This window comes from Clostridium sp. CF012 (assembly GCF_018861755.1).
Taxonomy (GTDB): domain Bacteria; phylum Bacillota; class Clostridia; order Clostridiales; family Clostridiaceae; genus Clostridium_AD.
This window is the reverse complement of record NZ_JAHLEF010000014.1, coordinates 77,680-96,428: the sequence shown is the minus strand read 5'-3', so window position 1 is coordinate 96,428 and position 18,749 is coordinate 77,680. Positions and strand designations below refer to the sequence as shown.

Genomic DNA, 18,749 nt, shown 5'->3' with positions numbered 1-18,749 from the left:
CCCCCTATATAGTCTTAATTATTTCCATAAGAGTTTCTTTAGTTACTCCAGCCTCTATTATTTCACGAGTCATATTCTTAAACTCTTTAATTAGTTTATCTTTTTTTTCTAATAATAACTTTGACACATCCACAGTATTTACAAAAGTACCCCTGCCAGACACAGTATATATTAGGCCCTCATGTTCTAAATCTGTATATGACCTTTTTGTGGTAATGGTGCTTACGTTCAATTCCTTCGCTAGCTGCCTAACTGATGGGAGCGTGTCGTTTGATTGCAGTTTTCCACAAAGTATATTTGATTTGATACAAGCTTTTATCTGTTCATACATAGGTAAGTCACTTGTATAATCTATAGTAATATTCATTAATTCACCTCTTTTTAGCTAGCGTATATAAAATGATATATCGTATATACCATATATATACGATATATCATTTTGAACTTATTGTCAATGAATTTAATGTTATACTTATATATGAAAATATAACGAAATCATAAATTATGGTTTTATATATTATAAATAGTAAATTTAAATATGCTTTAGAAAGGACTGAACAAAATTTATGAAATTGGTATGTTTTGGCGATAGCTTAACCTATGGATATGGGATTATAAGAGGGAAATGTTGGGTAGATTTAATTAGAAAAAAATTAGATGTAGAAGTTATAAATCAAGGGGTTAATGGCGAAACAACTGTTGCTATGATTTCTAGGCATTATATTGATATAGTAGAAAAAACTCCAAGTCATGTAATTATAATGGGTGGTAGTAATGATTTCTTAAAGGGATATACGGTGAGTGGAGTTGAAGCGAAAATAAGCCGCCTGATTAAGGAAGCAAAAGAATATGGAATAATACCTATTATAGGCATACAAACCCTAATAGACAAAGATTTAGCACTTGAACATTGGAGTATTGATGTGGACTATTTAAAAGTAAATGAAAAGATCAAATTGTATAGGCAGTGGGTATTAAATTATTGCAATGAAGAACATGTTTTGTTTATAGATTTTTATAATGCTTTAGAAACTGCTAAAAAAACTTTATACCCTAAACAATTGTACATTGATGGGATTCATCTGACAGAAAGAGGCCATGAAATTATGAGTGAATGCGCATTATTAATGATTTAAGAAGGGGAACTTTACTATTCATACTAGTATAGTTGATGTAACTTAGAAAAACAGTGCCTATGGGGCACTATTTTTTTTAACTTGCCACTTGCCACGTGGGTGGCACCTTGGGTTAAAAATTCTACTATGCAACTATTTAAAATGATTTGGAGTTGTATTATTTAATACTTGCTCTACTGTATCCATAAATGATTTTTTCTCATTTCTTCTTTTAAGTCTAAAATATAGTGCTGATAAAAAGTTTTTGCGGTTACTTGTTAGATTGTGATCTTCTGGGTATTTGCCAGTAAATTCAGTGTTTTCAAAGCTTTTTATCCAATTTAAAAACTCTTCATCATTAAGAATTTCTCTTTCAATTATTTTGATAACAGCACCTATGAGCCTTTCGTCCTCGCAATTTATATATGCATAATGATTTATACATACCTTCTCTTTTATTGATTTTAATATCTCTATTAATTCTGGCTTCTTAGTTTCTTTACACTTTGCAATTTGACTAAACACATCAGCTGTATGAGCAGTTGAATGTGCCCAACCCTTAATTTCTACGTATCCTCTTGTATCTTTTTCTTGCCTTGAATATCTTATTACCTCTGCATAAATCCTTTTTATTTGTTCTTCTGTAAAAAGGGGATACTCACTTTGGTTATGACGATAGAGCATTACATCTAAAACTAATAAAGTAAAGGTTCTATTAAAAACAGAATCATCTTCAGTTTTACCAATATTGTAAAATAAATGTTTTTCACTTAATGATAATTCCAATATATTTTTTACCTCTTCATTTGTTAAATAGTTTTCTACAATCATGTCTGAAAGAAGTTCTAAAATAAGTCCATCTCTAAGGTCGGGATCTACTGAGCCTATATTTTCTAGCATCTCTAGAGATAGTTCATACTTATCTATACCACTTGGAATACTCCAGTTATTGTCTTTAATATCTATTAACTGCTGTTTTAATTGATTTACGTCTTTCATTTACTTATCCCCCTTGTTTATTGATTAGCAAAGATATCCACAAATAACCTTACCATTTTCTATAATATATTTCATAATTATACCATGTAAATTAATTACAATAAAGGCTTAAGTATAATTATCTTAGTTATTTTTGGAATGAATATAGTATGTGTCATAAGGCTCATCTAACACATAACCAAGTTTTTGGGCTAAGGCTACAGATTTAAGCTTAGCTGCATCATAGCTAGGATATTTTCCTCTGTGGAGACAATCTAAAATCAACGCAGAAGCTTCTACGGTTGCTAGTCCTTTTCTTCTATGATCAGGATGTGTATCAATTACAATCTCAATTCCATCATCATAAACACTATATGATGATGCGCCACATATCATGGAAATTATTCTTATTATATTAAAGATAAAAGAAATAGGTATAATCGAAAGTTGAGCTTATACAACATACAAAATAAGAAGATTAATATAGATTTTGCTTTAAGGGATAAAGAGGTTAATGAGGTATTAGAAATCAAAGGACTTTCTAAATCCTTTGATAATAAGATGCTCTTTAAAAATTTAGATTTGAATGTTGAGTATGGGGACAAGCTTGCCACGTGGGTGGCACCTTTTATTTTTGACTCTGTGCCTTACTATCAATAAGCTGTAAATCATTTTCCTTTATTATGGAAATCAATAAATCAGCGTATACCTTATTACCATTAGTATCTTCCTTAGTACTATATCCCGCATTTTCAAGCGCTTGAGCTTGCTGTATATACTGAGATGCCTCAAAGACCCCATTTTCTTTATATCTATCATTGTCAAAAAGAAAATTCCCATAATCATCTAGAGAATCTATTTTGCTTTCATATCGTCTAAAATTAGCTTTTATAACCTCATCATAATATTCTGATGTAGGCATATTTACACTTTTTCCACTCCAACTACTATCAGCTTTTATTCCGAATAAATTATTTGCTTTAATACTTAAATCTGATTTACCCCAAGCAGATTCTAATATACATTGAGCTATTGTGATAGAAGGAAGGATTTTATATTTATTATATAGTTCAATAGATTTTGGTGAAAGTTCCTCAATAAAAATTCTATATGAAGAATCCTTTAGTAAATTACCATTTACTAAACCTATAAATTCTAATTGTGCTAGGTAGTTATGAACTTTATCTTTATTTTTATTATTAAAAGATAAGTTATTTAATACATCCTCTACACTTAAAAGTTTGTAGTTATTTTCTTTACTGCTTGTACTATTTTTCTCTAAAAACATTTCACCTAGTTTTTTCAAATTTTCTTTATTGGCTTTTGAAAAATCTTTTTTATATCTAAATCCATCAATAGCTGCTAAGTTTTTCCAATTAACTTGAAGCTTTCCTTTGCTTACAGCATCAGCTGCATTTATATAAAGCTTTATTTCTGACTTACTTAAAGTAAGATAATCATCTTCAGTAAAATAATTTATGGTTATAAGTGAAATACATATAATCATAACCCCAAAAAAAATTTTGGTAAATATTTTGGTGAATATTTTTTTGGGTTTTTTCTTAGTTCTGATTCCAATTCTTCTATTTTTTTGCGTTGCTAAGTTATTATCCATGTAAACCCTCCATAGTATTAGTTTTCATAAGTTATTAATTCTAAAAAATATAATATTAACCCATTATAGTTTATAATTATATATATTAGTTTAAGTTTATTACAAATTATTCATTTTGGCTATAAATAATTTGTAATATACTTGTAAAATTTATAAGACACAAATATATTATGGGTTAAAGCATTACTTTTAGGGTATAAAAATATAACAACAAGACATATGATTTATTGTTTCTATTAGGTTATCTTACAGTACTGTAAGATAACCTTTTGTATTTGTAAGTTGAGTGACATGGATTGTGACGGTGGCGAGAAGTATAATAAGTATAGAGTGATGCGAAAACAAGAAACAAGAAAAAGGGGAGAGATATAAATGGAAGTTTTAAAGGTTGAAAATTTAACTAAAACTTATGGCAAAGGTGAAAATAAGGTAGAGGCGCTTAAAAATATAAATTTATCAGTACATCAGGGGGAGTTTGTAGCAATTGTGGGAGCATCTGGTTCTGGTAAAAGCACACTTCTTCATTTACTCGGTGGTTTAGATAGACCAACAGCTGGGAATGTGGTTATTGATGGAGAAAGTATTTATGATTATAAGGAAGAAAAACTAGCAGTGTTTAGAAGAAGAAAGATAGGTTTTGTATTTCAGTTTTATAACCTACTACCTATTTTAGATGTAGAAGAAAATATAGCTCTTCCAGCACTACTAGATAATGATAAGGTGGATAAAATTTATTTAGAAGAGCTTATTAAAGTACTCGGACTAAGCGAGCGAAGAAAACATCTTCCCTCTGAGTTATCAGGAGGACAACAGCAAAGGGTATCAATAGGTAGAGCAGTATTTAATAAGCCAGCGATAATACTTGCAGATGAGCCCACAGGAAATCTTGATACTAAGAATTCAAAGGACGTTATAGAATTATTAAAGTTTACTGCTAAAAAATATAATCAAACATTAATACTTATAACCCATGACGTTAATATTGCAGCCATGGCAGATAGAGTTATCACTATTGGAGATGGCGAAATAACTTCGGACAAAAACTTGAAAGTAAACTAGGGAGGGAAAAAGATGATAACTAGTTATAAACAGCTCACAGGGAAATATTTAAAGAAAAATAAGAAAAGAACTTTGCTTACGATTATTGGAATAATGTTATCCGTTGCGCTTATATCAACAATAGGACTTTTCTTTAAAGGAATGCAAGATGCGCAGATACAGGATGCTATAAATAGTGGAGGTTCTTATCATTTAGCATTTAACAAAACCGATGAAAAGTTAGTCTCTAAAATAGTTAATAATCCTAAAGTGGCAAGGTCAGGATTGTTTACTTCAAGTGAAGAAATAAAGATAAATGATAAATTGGCTGTTTACTTAATAACCGCAACAGACAAGGCATTAGAACTTTTTCCTTATAACGCAAAGCTAGGGAGATTACCAGAAAAAGAAAATGAAGTAGCCATGGAAAAGTGGGTATTATCAAATATTGATAAGGATGCTAAAGTAGGAAATAAAATTAAAATTGTGGATAAAGAATATACTCTTGTAGGAATACTCGAGGATAATGTACAAAATCAGATAGGGGGTAACGGCTTAATTTTATGTAAAAATAATAATATTAACAAACAAAATGCAGCGTTACTTATAGAAATAAGCTCAAAAACAAATTTAAAAATTGCAGTAAGGGAATTAAGGCAGTTAGGTGAGAAGGATACAGTTTCGGAAAACAGCTACTTGCTACAAATGCAAGGAGCAGGGGATTCTAGTTCGGGTCTCGGAGGCTTATATGTAGCCCTAGCAATAATTATTGGAATAGTTTTAATTTCAACAATAGCAGTAATATATAACTCATTTCAAATAAGTGTCGTAGAGCGAATTAAACAGTTTGGACTTTTAAGAGCAGTGGGAACTACTCCAAGACAAATTAGAAAGATTGTCCTAAGGGAAGCAACGATACTAGCAGTAATAGCTATTCCACTAGGACTCATATGTGGCATTATAGCCATCTTTGGAATAAGTATTGCATTTAAATTAATTGGGGTAGATTCTGTTATACCTATGAAAATTGCCATATCGCCTATGGTTTTACTAATTAGTGGGGCAGTGGGCATTATAGCAATATACCTATCGGCACTGGTGCCAGCATTCTTTGCAGGTAGGATTTCACCACTTAATGCTATAAGCGGTAGAACCTCAATAACAAAGGAGAAAATAAAAAGGAGAAAAAATATAGTTATTCAAAAAATATTTGGGTTTGAAGGAGCACTGGCTGCTAAAAACATAAAGAGGAATAGAAAAAGATATAGACTAACTGTTTTTTCAATAGTAATAAGTGTGGTGTTATTTGTTACTTTTAAATCTTTCATGGATATGTCACTGAATATATCATCAGATCTTAATGAATCAAAAAATATTCACTTCTCCGTTGTAAGAGGTAATGGAGAAAACACAGAAAAAAGAATAATAGATAATAAAATAGAAGATAACATTAAAGCACTGAAGTCAGTGGATAAGGTATATGGAGTATACGAGCCATATCTCTTTCAGATGGCAATAAACAAAAACAGTGAAGTTAAAGAAATTCAGGAGATGAAAAATATATATAAAAAAACAACTTTAGATGGAGAGAAGAAAACCCTTATGGAAAGTGCTATTATAATTTATGATAAGGAGTCTTTAGAAGTTTCTAAAAAATATCTAAAGTCAGGAAATATTGATATAGAAGCACTAAACAGTGGAAATGGTGTGATCTTGTATAATAAATATAGTTTATATAATGAAAACACGAAGAAACAATATTTTGGACCAATGGCAGACATAAAAGTAGGAGATGAAATTGACCTTCAATTTACTGGTGAATACCGTGAAGATAATGAAGTGAAAACAGAATTTGGGAAAGGTAAGGTCCAAAAGGTTAAGGTTATGGCAATTCTTGAAAATTCACCTTTTGACACTATACAATATAATAATAGCTTAAATATAATCACAACAGAAGAAATGGGAAAGAAATTGACTGGCGGCAAGAACGCTAAATCTGTAAAATTAAACATAGTTCTTAAGGATATAAAAAATGAAGAGGCAGCAAAATCAGGAATAGAAGCTTCTATAAAATCAAATTCTTCTTTAACGGTAATAAATAATATGGATAGCAATAGAAGGGACAAATCCGGAATATTAATGGTTCAAATATTATTGTATGGATTTGTACTTGTAGTTTCATTAATAGGTAGTGTTAATATTATAAATACATTAACAACAAATATTATCTTAAGAAAAAAAGAGTTTGCTACATTAAAATCCATAGGTCTAACCCAAAAGGGCTTAAAGAAAATGATTGTGCTTGAAGGACTTCTTTATGGCATTATGGGTGCTATATATGGCTCAATAATAGGCTGTGGCATATCATTTATACTATACAAAGCAATGGGTGACTTTAGAGAGTTTGGATGGATGGTACCTTGGCAGGCAATAGGTATTGCGGGAACTGCATCTATAGTAATAGGGTATATTTCAGTACTGTCACCACTTTCAAGAATTAAAAAAGAAAATTTAATTGAGGCAGTTAGAGAAGATTATTAATAATCTTCTCTTTTCTAATTACTTGTGTAGATTAGGGTTGGTTAACTTAAGATATAATTGTGGCTTATAATTACATATATTAGGTTAAATTTAGATAAAGTTCTTCAAAATCACTTATGAGTTAGTGTTCCTATTAGGTTATCTTACAGAACTATAAGATAACCTTTTGTATTTGTAAGAGGAGAGACATGGAGTGATTGCAATGTGCGAGGTATAATATGTGTATAGTGATGAAAAAACGAGAAAACAAGAAAAAGGGAGAGATGTAAATGGAAGTTTTAAAGGTTGAAAATTTAACTAAAACTTATGGAATCGGTGAAAATAAGGTAGAGGCACTTAAAAATATAAATTTATCAGTACATCAGGGAGAGTTTGTAGCAATTGTGGGAGCATCTGGTTCTGGTAAAAGCACACTTCTTCATTTACTCGGTGGTTTAGATAGACCAACATCTGGGAATGTGGTTATTGATGGAGAAAGTATTTATGATTATAAGGAAGAAAAACTAGCAGTGTTTAGAAGAAGAAAGATAGGTTTTGTATTTCAGTTTTATAACCTACTACCTATTTTAGATGTAGAAGAAAATATAGCTCTTCCAGCACTACTAGATAATGATAAGGTGGATAAAATTTATTTAGAAGAGCTTATTAAAGTACTCGGACTAAGCGAGCGAAGAAAGCATCTTCCCTCTGAGTTATCAGGAGGACAACAGCAAAGGGTATCAATTGGTAGAGCAGTATTTAATAAGCCAGCAATAATACTTGCAGATGAGCCCACAGGAAATCTTGATACTAAAAATTCAAAGGATGTTATAGAATTATTAAAGTTTACTGCTAAAAAGTATAATCAAACACTAATACTTATAACCCATGACGTTAATATAGCAGCTATGGCAGATAGAGTTATCACTATTGGAGATGGCGAAATAACTTCAGACAAAAATTTGATAAACTAGGGGGGATGGAAAAAGATGATAACTAGTTATAAACAGCTTACAGGTAAATATTTAAAGAAAAATAAGAAAAGAACCACACTTACTATTATAGGGATAATATTATCAGTTGCTCTTATATCAACAATAGGACTTTTATTTAAAGGATTGCAGGATACCAAGATACAGGATGCTAAAGATAGTTATGGTTCTTTCCAATTGGCATTTACAAAAACCGATGAAAAGCTAAGTTCTAAAATAGTTAATAATCCTAAAGTTTCTAGGAGTGGATTTTATACTATGAGTGAAGAAATAAAAATTGGAGATAAATTAGTTGTTAACATAATAACAGCAACAGACAAGGCTTTAGAACTTTTTCCTTATAATGCTAAGCAGGGGAGATTACCAGAAAAAGAAAATGAAGTGGCCATGGAAAAGTGGGTATTAAAGCATATTGATGAAAGCGTCAAAGTAGGAAGTGAAATTAAAGTTAAGGATAAAGAGTATACCCTTGTAGGGATATTAGAGGATAGTGTAAATAGTCAAATAGATGGTAAGGGCTTAATTTTATCTAAGAACAATAATATTAACAAAGAAAATGCACCGCTACTGGTAGAAATAAGCTCAAAGACAAACTTAAAAACTGCCGTAAAGGAATTAAAGCAGTTAGGTGAGAAAGATTCTGTTACGGAAAACAGCAACTTACTACGTATGCAGGGAGCAGGAGATGGTAATTCGGAGATGGCTTACCTACTCGTAGCCCTAGCAATAATAATTGGAATAGTTGTAATATCAACTATAGCAGTAATATATAACTCGTTTCAAATAAGTGCTGTGGAAAGAATTAAACAGTTTGGACTTTTAAGAGCAGTGGGAACCACTCCAAGGCAAATTAGAAAGATTGTACTTAGAGAGGCCACAATAATAGCCTCAATAGCTATTCCACTAGGGTTAATATGTGGCATTATAACTACCTACGGAATAAGTATTGCATTTAAATTAATTAGTGCAGATACAGTTATTCCTATGAAAATTTCAGTATCACCTATGATTTTATTCATTAGTGGGGCCGTAGGATTAGTAGCAATATACCTATCAGCACTCGTGCCAGCATTTTTTGCAGGTAGGATTTCACCACTGAGTGCTATAAGTGGTAGAAGCTCTATAACAAAGGAAAAAATAAAGAGAAGAAAGAATAGAGTTATTCAAAAAATATTTGGATTTGAAGGAGCACTGGCAGCTAAAAACATAAAGAGAAATAGAAAAAGGTATAGAATATCTGTTTTTTCTATAGTAATAAGTATGGTGTTATTTGTTACTTTTAAATCTTTTATGGATATGTCATTTAATGTACCATCGGATATTAATGAATCAAAAAATATTCACTTTTCAGTTGTAGGAGATGATCAAGCTGCAACAGAGAAATCAAGTATAGATAATAAAATGGAAGATGACATTAAAGCACTTAAGTCAGTGAATATGGTATATAGAGTATATGATTCATATTTTTTCAATGTGGCAATAGACAAAAACAGTGAAGTTAAAGAAATTCAGGACATGGGAAATATATATAAAAAAACAACTTTAGATGGAGTGAAGAAAACCCTTATGGAAAGTTCTATTGTAATTTATGATAAGGAGACTTTAGAAGTTTCTAAAAAATATCTAAAGTCAGGAAATATTGATATAGAAAAACTAAACAGTGAAAATGGAGTAATTTTGTTTAACAATACTGTGGTATTTAATGAAAATACAAAAAAAGATTACTTTGGACCAATAGCAGATATAAAGGTAGGAGATGAAATAGACCTTCAATTTGATGGAAATGGATTGGGTGAACCTAATAAAGTAAAAGCGGAATTTGGTAAAGGCAAGGTTCAAAAGGTAAAGGTTATGGCAATTCTTGAAAAGGACCCTTTTAAATTTAGAGGCTCTTCAAATGGATTAAGAATAATCACAACAGAAGAAGTAGGAAAGAAATTAATAGATGTAAAGGACATCCAGCCTGTAAACTTAAGCATAATTCTTAAGGATATAAAAAATGAAGATGTAGCAAAATTAGCAATAGAAGCCGCCATAAAATCAAACTCTTCTTCTTTAAAGATAATAAATAATATAGATAATAATAGAAAAGAGGTATCCTCCTTATTAAGGGTTAAGATATTACTTTATGGATTTGTATTGGTAGTTTCCTTAATAGGTAGTGTTAATATTGTAAATACATTAACCACAAATATTATTCTGAGAAAAAGAGAGTTTGCTACATTAAAATCCATAGGCCTAACTCAAAAGGGCTTAAAAAAAATGATTGTGCTAGAAGGACTTCTCTATGGTATTGAGGGTGCTATATATGGCTCAATAATAGGCTGCGGGGCATCCTTCCTACCGTACAAGGCAATGGGTGGATTTAGAGAGATGGGATGGGTGGTACCCTGGGAGGCAATAGGTATTGCTGGAGCTGCATCTATATTAATAAGCTATGTTTCAGTATTATCACCACTTTCAAGAATCAAAAAGGAAAATTTAATTGAGGCGGTTAGAGAAGATTATTAATGATCTTATGATCTGAATTTAGTAATGTCCCATCAATGTCTTGTCGGGCTGTATCATGCGATATATTAAACATTTTACAATATATTTCTTTTTATTCCATTATTTTGTGGTAATATGATACTGCACGGCAACATTCATAAACAAAAGGGGGAACATATAAAAATGAAGATGAAAAGACGTATATTTACATTTTTATTGATGATGCTAATGTGTACATCATCATCAATGACAGCTTTAGCTGTAAGCAACACATCAATAGGAAGAGTGACAACAAAATCGCCATATGCTTCAATTGCAACAGATTTTAAAATTAAAACCAGGGGTGAAGTAGAATTAAAGAAAGAAAGCAAAAACAGTAATAAGGCTGAAAGCTTTTCAACAAGTGATTATACTGATACGAAAGCCGTTGCAGAGAAAAAAGCTTTGTGTATGACTACTACTTATGGAACTATAAGTGTACAATATGCCTTAATAGATAATGGTAAGATTGTGTTATCAGGTAATTCAGGTGTATATTCAAAAGAAAATACTACGGCATTAACAGCTGATAATATGTATGGTATAGCCTCAATCAGTAAGATGTTTACAGCAACTGCTGTAATGAAATTGGTAGATGAGGGTAAAATTAAATTGGATACCCCGATTACAGAATATATTAAAAATTTTAAAATGGCAGATGACAGATACAAGAAGATTACAGCCAGAATGTTGTTAAACCATTCATCAGGCTTAATGGGAACTAGTTTTTTAAGTACAATGCTTTTCGGAGATAATGACACATATGCTCATGATACTTTTTTAGAGCAATTAAAGTCGCAACGTCTCAAAGCAGATCCTGGTGCTTACTCCGTATACTGCAATGATGGTTTTACGCTTGCTCAAATACTAGTAGAGTATGTGACAGGAATTGATTATACAAGCTATGTAACAAATACATTTGCGAGTCCTCTGAAAATGGAGGATACTAAAACACCAGTTAGTAAATTTGATAGAGCTAGATTAGCTAAGACATATTTTAATGGAATTTCTAGTGAGTTACCAGTAGAAAACTTAAATGCTATTGGTGCTGGTGGGATTTATTCAAGTGCAGAAGATTTATGTACTTTTGCAACAACTTTTACTAAAAATTCAAATGGAATCCTTTCAAAAGAATCCATAAAGGCAATGGAGAATAAGGAGTATCTAAATGGTATTTGGCCAGACGATACGGATAATATATTGGGCTACGGACTAGGCTGGGATAGTGTGAATACTTATCCATTCAATCAGTATAATATCAAAGCCTTATCAAAAGGCGGAGATAGTTTTCTTTATCATGGCAATTTGACTGTTTTACCAGAAGAAAATATGGCGGTGGCCGTAATAAGCTCTAGTGGAATAAGTACCTATGATCAAGTGATGGCTCAAGAAATACTTCTTGCTGCATTAAAAGAAAAAGGTGTAATTAGTGAAATAAAACAGGATAAGAAATTTACTACACCAGAAAAAATAACTGTTCCTACAGAAATGAAAAAATATGAGGGCTTATATGCATCAATTTTAGGATTTATTGATATCAAAATTGATAAAACAGGTATATTAAGTTTATCATCTCCTCAGGTACCACAAAATGCTTCGCAGACTCTTGTTTATACAAAGGACGGAACTTTTGTATCTAGTGAAGGAGGCGCAAGCTTAAAATTCGTAGAAGAAACAAATGGGAAAGTTTATCTAAAACAAACAAACTGGAAAAATTTTCCATTGCTAGGTCAAACAATATCAAGTATTTATGTGGCACAAAAAGAGGATGTAAATAAATTAAAAGAAAGCGTTTCACAAGCTTGGTCAAAAAGAGAGGGCAAGAAATACTTCTTATTAAACGAGAAATACTCCTCGTTACAATATATGGCATATCCCAATCTACAAGTTAGCTTTACAAAAGGGCTTGAAGGATATTTTAGATCAAATAAAATTGTGGATAATAATTCGGCTGTTGCTATATTAGATGGGCCAGGTGTATTGTCACGTGATCTAGCCGACTACACATTTTATAAAAAGGATAAGATTGAATACCTAAGTGCAGGTGGTTATATTTTTGTAGAAGAAGATGCAATTGAAACTTTTTCAACAAAGAATAAATTCACATGTACAATTAATAAAGATGGATATGCTAACTGGTATAAAATAGGTAAGGAATCAGCCGATAAGGAGATTACTGTAAATATACCGGAAAAAGCAGGCTTTGCAGTTTATGACAGCAAGGGAGTCTTAGTGAATGATTCTTTAATTACAGGGATTAAAAAAGTTACATTACCTAAAGATGGAACAATCGTATTTTTAGGTGATGCACAAGCTAAGTTTAAGATTCAATATAAGGAATAAGGGAGAAGAAAATTTAATTCAAGCAGTTAGAGAGGATTATTAGTAAATAATCTTCTCTTCTCTAATTTATATTGAAGCATGAAAGATAATGATTTGACCTAACTCACAAATGGGTATTACTAAGTTGCAGTAATACTTTACAATATTTACAGCGAGGTGAAGATATGAATAGATTATTATTAGTTGAAGATGATGAATCATTGGCTCTTGGTATAGAGTTTTCTCTAAAAGATGGTGGTTACGAGGTTTCTAGAGCTTCAACAGTAGACGAGGGGAAAAAGTTATTTCATTCAGAAGGGTTTGATTTGATTTTATTAGATATTAATTTACCAGATGGAAATGGATATGAATTATGTAAATACATAAGGAGCAAAAGTGATGTGCTTATAATATTTTTAACCGCTTGTGATGATGAGGTTAATATAGTCCAGGGGCTCGAAATAGGTGGAGATGATTATATAACAAAGCCTTTTCGAGTAAGAGAACTTTTATCAAGGATAAAGGCATTAATAAGGCGTAATTCTAAAAATACATTATCAACAAGTATATTAAAAAGTGAAAATATACTTGTTGATAATGCAAAAGGGACAGTCAGGAAAAATGGTGAAGCTATAAATCTTACATCACAAGAATATAAGCTTTTATTGATATTTATGAGTAAACCTAATGTTTTAATGAAGAGGGATGAGATATTGTGTGAGCTATTAGAAGGAGAAGATCCTTTTTTTGATGAAAATACATTATCTGTATATATTAAGAGAATAAGAGAAAAAATAGAAGACAATCCAAGGGAGCCACAGTATATAGTTAATAAACGTGGGCTTGGGTATAAGTGGAATAAGGATGTTGCAGCACACTAGGTGATCAACAGTTTCGAAGAAGATGAACCAGCTTCGAAGAAGATGATGTGACCGGGGTGAGGATTAAGGAGTGGATTACTATGAAAAGATATTTTGCTAATTCTGAACTGAAAATAAGCACGGCTACTCTTTTGTTTTTAATGACTTTATTTTTAATAATTACATCTTTAGCTTTAAAAATGAATCATGATAAATTAAAAGCCGATTATATAAAAACCTTGGGAGCAATTAGCGAAAGGGTAGTTTCGGAAAATCCTGAAATGGAAAAGAAAATTATACCTCTTATTACTAAAGAAGTTTCTAGGGATGAAGCTACACGTGGAAGTGCTTTTTTAAAGCAGTATGGGTTAACACAAGATTTAGAGGATGAACTTTTCCCCTATGTAAGTGATCCTATAATAAAGAATAAATACTCAATTATTTTAATTTTCATTGTTATGGCTATTACACTATTTATACTGAATTATTTTCAATATAGTTTTTTCTACAAAAGGATAAGAAGATTAACCTTTGCTGCAAAGAAGGTTGTTGAGGGAGAATATGATATTGCTATTAATGAAAGTAGAGAAGGTGATTTTTCAAAACTAGCAATTTCTTTTAATTCAATGAGGGGAATTATTAGAAGTAATTTAAGTGATCTTAAGCGAGAAAAGCAATTTCTAGTGGACTTACTATCAGATATATCCCATCAGCTAAAAACTCCACTTTCATCTGTAATTTTATATAATGATATTATGGTTACAAAGGAACTGGCCCAAAATCAAAGGTCGATGTTTTTATTAAATAACCAAAACCAATTAGAAAAGATGAACTGGTTGATTAAAAATATACTAAAGCTAGCTAAATTAGATGCTAAAGCTATAGAAATTGTGAAAGAAAAACAAAGTTTAAATGAAACGGTTCAAGATGCAATAGATGCACTAGAGAGCAAGGCATCTGAGGCTAAGGTTGTGATTACTTTTAAAGAAAAAGAAGAGATAGTTTTTATGCATGATAGATTGTGGCTTGAAGAGGCACTGATTAATATTATTAAAAATGGTATAGAGCATACGACCCCAGGTGGAACAATAAATTTGGAACTTATGGAAAACCCCTTGTATACAAGAATTATAATAGAAGATACAGGAGAAGGGATAAATGAGGCTGATTTACCGAATATATTTAAGCGGTTTTATAAAGGAAAAGCCTCGAAGAAAAGTGAATCAATTGGAATAGGACTGGCACTTTCAAAATCAATAGTTGAGGCACATAATGGGATGATTGAAGTGCGAAGCAAGGTGGATATAGGAACCAGATTTATTATTACATTTGTTAAATGTTAGTAAGGGAGTAATAACAAACAATAGAAAAAGGGAACAGTCATCCATTAGTTCCAACTGTTCCCGTAAGCAATTATGAGGTGTGGATATTTTGAAAAATGTTGGCATAGCATATAGCTTTAGGTTTTAAATTGATTATCAGATTAGCAATTTTTCAACATACAAATCTTTCTCTTTTTTTAAGTCTAGGAATCCATTGTCATCAAGCATAATAGGATTCGTCAAGTCATTTATTCGAACTTGGATAATTTTGCAGGAACGTTTATCATTCAGCAGTACATTTTCACCCATATAGTAATTTACTATGTGGTTTAAAAACATGTTGCAATATGTGGGATCAAGTTCTGAAATACTTTCATCTTGAATCACTTTTAGAGCTTCTAGTGGGCCTCTGATTTTTTTTATATATCTGTTAGAGTTAAGTTCGTCAAATACATCCGCAATAGCTATTATTTTAGCGAATTTTGGTATTTTATCATTGCTAACATGTAGAGGGTACCCCGATCCATCCATTCTTTCATGGTGCATCAGTACTGTGAGGCCAACAGAAGGATCTAAATATGGAATCTGTTTAACAAAATGATACCCTATAACAGGATGTGTCTTTAAAGTATCAGATTCATCAGAGGTAAGATTCTCTCTTTTGTTTAGTATAGCCTTACTTATTTCTAGTTTACCAAAATCGTGCAATATTGCCGAATAGGTTAATAAACTTAGTTCTTTTTCATCAAGCCCTAACCATTTTCCTAGTATAAAACTAATAGCGGCTACGTTTACGCTATGCCTATAGATTGAATCATTTCCACTACCATAGAAGATTATATTTCTAATAACTATTCCTGTTGCCGTGAATTCCTGCTGAATATTTTGTGCGAAAGTTCTTATTTCGGTCATTTGAGGAACCTCTAAGGTAGATATATTATCAAATATATTTTCTAAATTAGAAGAAAATTCATTAAAGGTATTTTCAAGTTCTTTTACAGTTTTAAGTTTCAAAGACTTGCTAGAATTATCTTCTACATAAACCTCTAGCTCATCAACAATATAGTTTTTCTTTAGATTAATTAGCATTGATTCGGTAATGGTGATACCGGTGCCTAGCAATATTTTGCCTTGGAAGGTTATATCTATGGCAGAAACCATTCCTACTTGCAGTTCATTAATTGGTAATGTTTTTTTTAACGATAACATATTAACTCACCTCATATCTAATTTTTTAGCATAGAATATTAAATTATTTCACATTATCATTGTAGAATATATTACATTTATGTATATATTATCGTATTAATTATAAATTTCTAAAGGGGTTTACTGCAAAAAAAATCAATTTTTCTATGTTTTTTTATTTATACTCAATTTCACACTCGAGTTATTAAAAATGAAATCATTCTCTTTAAACAAAATATTTCTAATCCTATTTTTTTCTTCTTATTATCTTCTGCATATTTGAGAACAACCCCAAAAGAACTCCCGTTAGCATGGAGTGGATCCCATAGGTAAAAGCACTAGATATATGCAAAATCATTGATAATGTTCCAACTATTATTGCACTAAGTACTAAAGATATTGTTATAAAAGCAAATAACCCTAAAAAATTAGTTATCTTAAGCTTTGCTTGTATTTTATTGCTAATTAATAGCTTTTCATCAAAGTAAATAAATAAACCAGCTGGAACTAAAAGTAGTAGTAGTTTTATTAGTATATTCGTATCCATGTTTTATCATCTCCTGTAATTTTAATGTATCTTAAAATTATAACATAGCACTATTGTTTTTTATATAAAATAGAAGGCATAAAAGAGCATCAACTATTTCTAGTTGATGCTCTTTTATAAAGAATATTTCTTGATTAAGATAGCAAATAAATTTAAAAATAAAGTATTATTTAGACATAAAGTCTTTACCACGATGTAGGTCAATTTCATCTAATTTCATTACTCTCAGTGAAGCACTAACATTTTCTTCTAGGGCTAATTTTCCATATTTATCTACTTCGGTTTTATCTTTAGGACCATGATTAATGGAGGCTGCTCCACCGATACATCCACCAACACAAGCCATTCCTTCTATGAAATTACCGTTTAATCTATTGAATTTTAATAATTTTAAGGCTTTATCACATTCAATAAGACCATCACAACTTATAGGTTTAAATTCTACTGAAAGATTTTTAGCTTGGACTAAATGTTTTACTGCCTCTGTAAGGCCACCTGATCTAGCAAAAATTCTACCATAAAAAGAGGCATTATTTAAGGGAAGTTCTTCGCATTCTTGAAGAGCTATTTCGAAAGCATCAAACATCGCCTGAAGCTCTTCAAAAGTCATTACATAATCAGTAATGCCTTTTAGATCTTCCTCTTTTATTTCCATCTTCTTAGCTGTACAAGGTCCGATAAATACAATTTTAGCAAGTGGATCTGTATTTTTAATAAGTTTGGAAATTGCTATCATTGGGGAAACAGTATTTGAAACATATTTACCGAGTTCCGGGAATGTTTTCTTGATATAAGACACAAAAGCAGGACAACAAGAGCTTGTCATAGCTTTGAATTCTTCAATGGTTTCTGCAAATTCAGTTGTTTCATTTTGTGCTACCATATCGGCACCAAGGGCTACTTCAATTACATCTTTAAAGCCCATTTTTTTTATGCCAGAAACTACTTGGCCCAGTTTAACATAGGTAAATTGACTAGAAATTGCAGGAGCAACCACAGCATATACATGTATATTTTTATTTCCTTTTGATTCTAATAATATATTAGTAATATCTACTACAGAGGATTTATCCATAATAGCACCGAAAGGACATTGATAAACACAAGCGCCGCATTGTATACATTTATCATAATCTATTACTGCTTTTTTATCTTCATCAATACTTAAGGCACCTGCATTACAAGCTCTACGACAGGGTCTCATAACGTCAGAAATTGCGTTGTATGGGCAAGCGGTTCTGCATTTACCACATTCAATACATTTATTTGGGTCAATGTAAGAGTGTCGATTTATAGAGTGAATAGCACCCACAGGGCATACTTGAATACATTTGTGGGTTAAACAGCCTCTACATGCTTCAGTAACAGAAAAACGTTGTATGGGACATTCCTCACAAGCAATATTTATTACCTCAATAACATTTTTGTTTTTTTTGTTTCCACCCATTACAAGTTTTATTCTTTCACCAATAATTGCTCTTTCCTTATGAATGCAACAACGGGTTCTTGCTTTAGGTCCTGGAACAAGAACCTTAAATAGATTTTTACCCTCTTTTTTTAGAGTTCCTTTAATAGCAAGTTTAACTACTTCTCTTATTACCTCGTATTTTATAAGTTGTATATCGTTATCAAAAGTTTTCACATTTATCGCCTCCACTATTTTTATGATATTGTATGTAATATATATATCAAATTCTAAAATTTAAACAATAACTAAAGGATA

16 protein-coding genes are annotated in these 18,749 nt (G+C 31.2%); 9 read left to right on the top strand and 7 right to left on the bottom strand.

Annotated features, from left to right (window positions below):
- Positions 1 to 4: 4 nt before the first annotated feature.
- Positions 5 to 367: a GntR family transcriptional regulator gene (locus tag KPL50_RS14170; RefSeq protein WP_216299179.1), complete on the bottom strand. Its 363-nt coding sequence runs from the start codon at positions 365 to 367 to the stop codon at positions 5 to 7.
- A 199-nt stretch (positions 368 to 566) separates the two neighbouring features.
- Between KPL50_RS14170 and KPL50_RS14165 the strand changes: the two genes are divergently transcribed.
- The gene (locus KPL50_RS14165; RefSeq protein WP_216299178.1) at positions 567 to 1,136 is read left to right on the top strand and encodes a GDSL-type esterase/lipase family protein; all 570 of its coding nucleotides are present in this window, start codon (positions 567 to 569) and stop codon (positions 1,134 to 1,136) included.
- 132 nt (positions 1,137 to 1,268) lie between these two features.
- Here the strand turns inward: KPL50_RS14165 and KPL50_RS14160 are convergent, their stop codons facing one another.
- Both KPL50_RS14160 and KPL50_RS14155 read right to left on the bottom strand, forming a co-directional pair.
- Positions 1,269 to 2,114: a DUF2785 domain-containing protein gene (locus tag KPL50_RS14160; RefSeq protein ID WP_216299177.1), complete on the bottom strand. Its 846-nt coding sequence runs from the start codon at positions 2,112 to 2,114 to the stop codon at positions 1,269 to 1,271.
- A 123-nt stretch (positions 2,115 to 2,237) separates the two neighbouring features.
- A complete protein-coding gene (locus KPL50_RS14155) occupies positions 2,238 to 2,489 on the bottom strand; it encodes a GNAT family N-acetyltransferase (RefSeq protein ID WP_309245180.1) in 252 nt (83 codons plus the stop codon).
- A gap of 51 nt (positions 2,490 to 2,540) precedes the next feature.
- Here KPL50_RS14155 and KPL50_RS14150 point away from each other — a divergent pair, with 51 nt between their 5' ends.
- Positions 2,541 to 2,753, top strand: a complete 213-nt coding sequence (locus tag KPL50_RS14150) for a hypothetical protein (protein WP_216299176.1) — start codon at positions 2,541 to 2,543, stop codon at positions 2,751 to 2,753.
- On the opposite strand, the gene KPL50_RS14145 is transcribed toward KPL50_RS14150, so the two are convergent.
- Entirely contained in the window at positions 2,722 to 3,600 is an 879-nt protein-coding gene (locus KPL50_RS14145) for a glycoside hydrolase family 73 protein (RefSeq protein ID WP_375372925.1), read from the bottom strand. The genes KPL50_RS14150 and KPL50_RS14145 overlap by 32 nt on opposite strands.
- 480 nt (positions 3,601 to 4,080) lie before the next feature.
- Between KPL50_RS14145 and KPL50_RS14140 the strand changes: the two genes are divergently transcribed.
- The 7 genes from KPL50_RS14140 (at position 4,081) to KPL50_RS14110 (ending at position 15,312) form a co-directional block, all read left to right on the top strand.
- On the top strand, positions 4,081 to 4,767 hold the full coding sequence (locus tag KPL50_RS14140) for an ABC transporter ATP-binding protein (RefSeq protein WP_216299174.1): 687 nt from the start codon (positions 4,081 to 4,083) through the stop codon (positions 4,765 to 4,767).
- 12 nt (positions 4,768 to 4,779) lie between these two features.
- Complete coding sequence (locus KPL50_RS14135; RefSeq protein ID WP_216299173.1) at positions 4,780 to 7,287, top strand: ABC transporter permease; 2,508 nt, start codon at positions 4,780 to 4,782, stop codon at positions 7,285 to 7,287.
- 269 nt (positions 7,288 to 7,556) lie between these two features.
- Complete coding sequence (locus KPL50_RS14130; protein WP_216299172.1) at positions 7,557 to 8,240, top strand: ABC transporter ATP-binding protein; 684 nt, start codon at positions 7,557 to 7,559, stop codon at positions 8,238 to 8,240.
- Between the two features lie 15 nt (positions 8,241 to 8,255).
- Complete coding sequence (locus tag KPL50_RS14125) at positions 8,256 to 10,769, top strand: ABC transporter permease (RefSeq protein WP_216299171.1); 2,514 nt, start codon at positions 8,256 to 8,258, stop codon at positions 10,767 to 10,769.
- Between the two features lie 162 nt (positions 10,770 to 10,931).
- Entirely contained in the window at positions 10,932 to 13,130 is a 2,199-nt protein-coding gene (locus KPL50_RS14120; protein WP_216299170.1) for a serine hydrolase, read from the top strand.
- A gap of 164 nt (positions 13,131 to 13,294) precedes the next feature.
- Positions 13,295 to 13,990 carry a response regulator transcription factor gene (locus KPL50_RS14115; RefSeq protein ID WP_216299169.1) on the top strand — a complete coding sequence of 232 codons (696 nt, stop codon included), beginning with the start codon at positions 13,295 to 13,297 and terminating at the stop codon, positions 13,988 to 13,990.
- An 80-nt stretch (positions 13,991 to 14,070) separates the two neighbouring features.
- Entirely contained in the window at positions 14,071 to 15,312 is a 1,242-nt protein-coding gene (locus KPL50_RS14110; protein WP_216299168.1) for a HAMP domain-containing sensor histidine kinase, read from the top strand.
- Between the two features lie 135 nt (positions 15,313 to 15,447).
- Here the strand turns inward: KPL50_RS14110 and KPL50_RS14105 are convergent, their stop codons facing one another.
- From KPL50_RS14105 to KPL50_RS14095, 3 genes are all read right to left on the bottom strand, one after another.
- Positions 15,448 to 16,500, bottom strand: a complete 1,053-nt coding sequence (locus tag KPL50_RS14105; protein WP_216299167.1) for an HD-GYP domain-containing protein — start codon at positions 16,498 to 16,500, stop codon at positions 15,448 to 15,450.
- Between the two features lie 226 nt (positions 16,501 to 16,726).
- A complete protein-coding gene (locus tag KPL50_RS14100) occupies positions 16,727 to 17,026 on the bottom strand; it encodes a hypothetical protein (RefSeq protein WP_216299166.1) in 300 nt (99 codons plus the stop codon).
- Positions 17,027 to 17,192: 166 nt separating this feature from the next.
- Positions 17,193 to 18,668, bottom strand: coding sequence for a 4Fe-4S dicluster domain-containing protein (locus KPL50_RS14095; protein ID WP_216299165.1), 1,476 nt, complete (start codon positions 18,666 to 18,668; stop codon positions 17,193 to 17,195).
- Between the last annotated feature and the right edge of the window lie 81 nt (positions 18,669 to 18,749).

Bases quoted from the DNA above. Each gene is read 5' to 3' on its own strand.
- KPL50_RS14170 (WP_216299179.1), bottom strand. From the start codon at position 367: ATGAATATTACTATAGATTATACAAGTGACTTACCTATGTATGAACAG.
- KPL50_RS14165 (WP_216299178.1), top strand. From the start codon at position 567: ATGAAATTGGTATGTTTTGGCGATAGCTTAACCTATGGATATGGGATT.
- KPL50_RS14160 (WP_216299177.1), bottom strand. From the start codon at position 2,114: ATGAAAGACGTAAATCAATTAAAACAGCAGTTAATAGATATTAAAGAC.
- KPL50_RS14155 (WP_309245180.1), bottom strand. From the start codon at position 2,489: ATGATATGTGGCGCATCATCATATAGTGTTTATGATGATGGAATTGAG.
- KPL50_RS14145 (WP_375372925.1), bottom strand. From the start codon at position 3,600: ATGATTATATGTATTTCACTTATAACCATAAATTATTTTACTGAAGAT.
- KPL50_RS14140 (WP_216299174.1), top strand. From the start codon at position 4,081: ATGGAAGTTTTAAAGGTTGAAAATTTAACTAAAACTTATGGCAAAGGT.
- KPL50_RS14135 (WP_216299173.1), top strand. From the start codon at position 4,780: ATGATAACTAGTTATAAACAGCTCACAGGGAAATATTTAAAGAAAAAT.
- KPL50_RS14130 (WP_216299172.1), top strand. From the start codon at position 7,557: ATGGAAGTTTTAAAGGTTGAAAATTTAACTAAAACTTATGGAATCGGT.
- KPL50_RS14125 (WP_216299171.1), top strand. From the start codon at position 8,256: ATGATAACTAGTTATAAACAGCTTACAGGTAAATATTTAAAGAAAAAT.
- KPL50_RS14120 (WP_216299170.1), top strand. From the start codon at position 10,932: ATGAAGATGAAAAGACGTATATTTACATTTTTATTGATGATGCTAATG.
- KPL50_RS14115 (WP_216299169.1), top strand. From the start codon at position 13,295: ATGAATAGATTATTATTAGTTGAAGATGATGAATCATTGGCTCTTGGT.
- KPL50_RS14110 (WP_216299168.1), top strand. From the start codon at position 14,071: ATGAAAAGATATTTTGCTAATTCTGAACTGAAAATAAGCACGGCTACT.
- KPL50_RS14105 (WP_216299167.1), bottom strand. From the start codon at position 16,500: ATGTTATCGTTAAAAAAAACATTACCAATTAATGAACTGCAAGTAGGA.
- KPL50_RS14100 (WP_216299166.1), bottom strand. From the start codon at position 17,026: ATGGATACGAATATACTAATAAAACTACTACTACTTTTAGTTCCAGCT.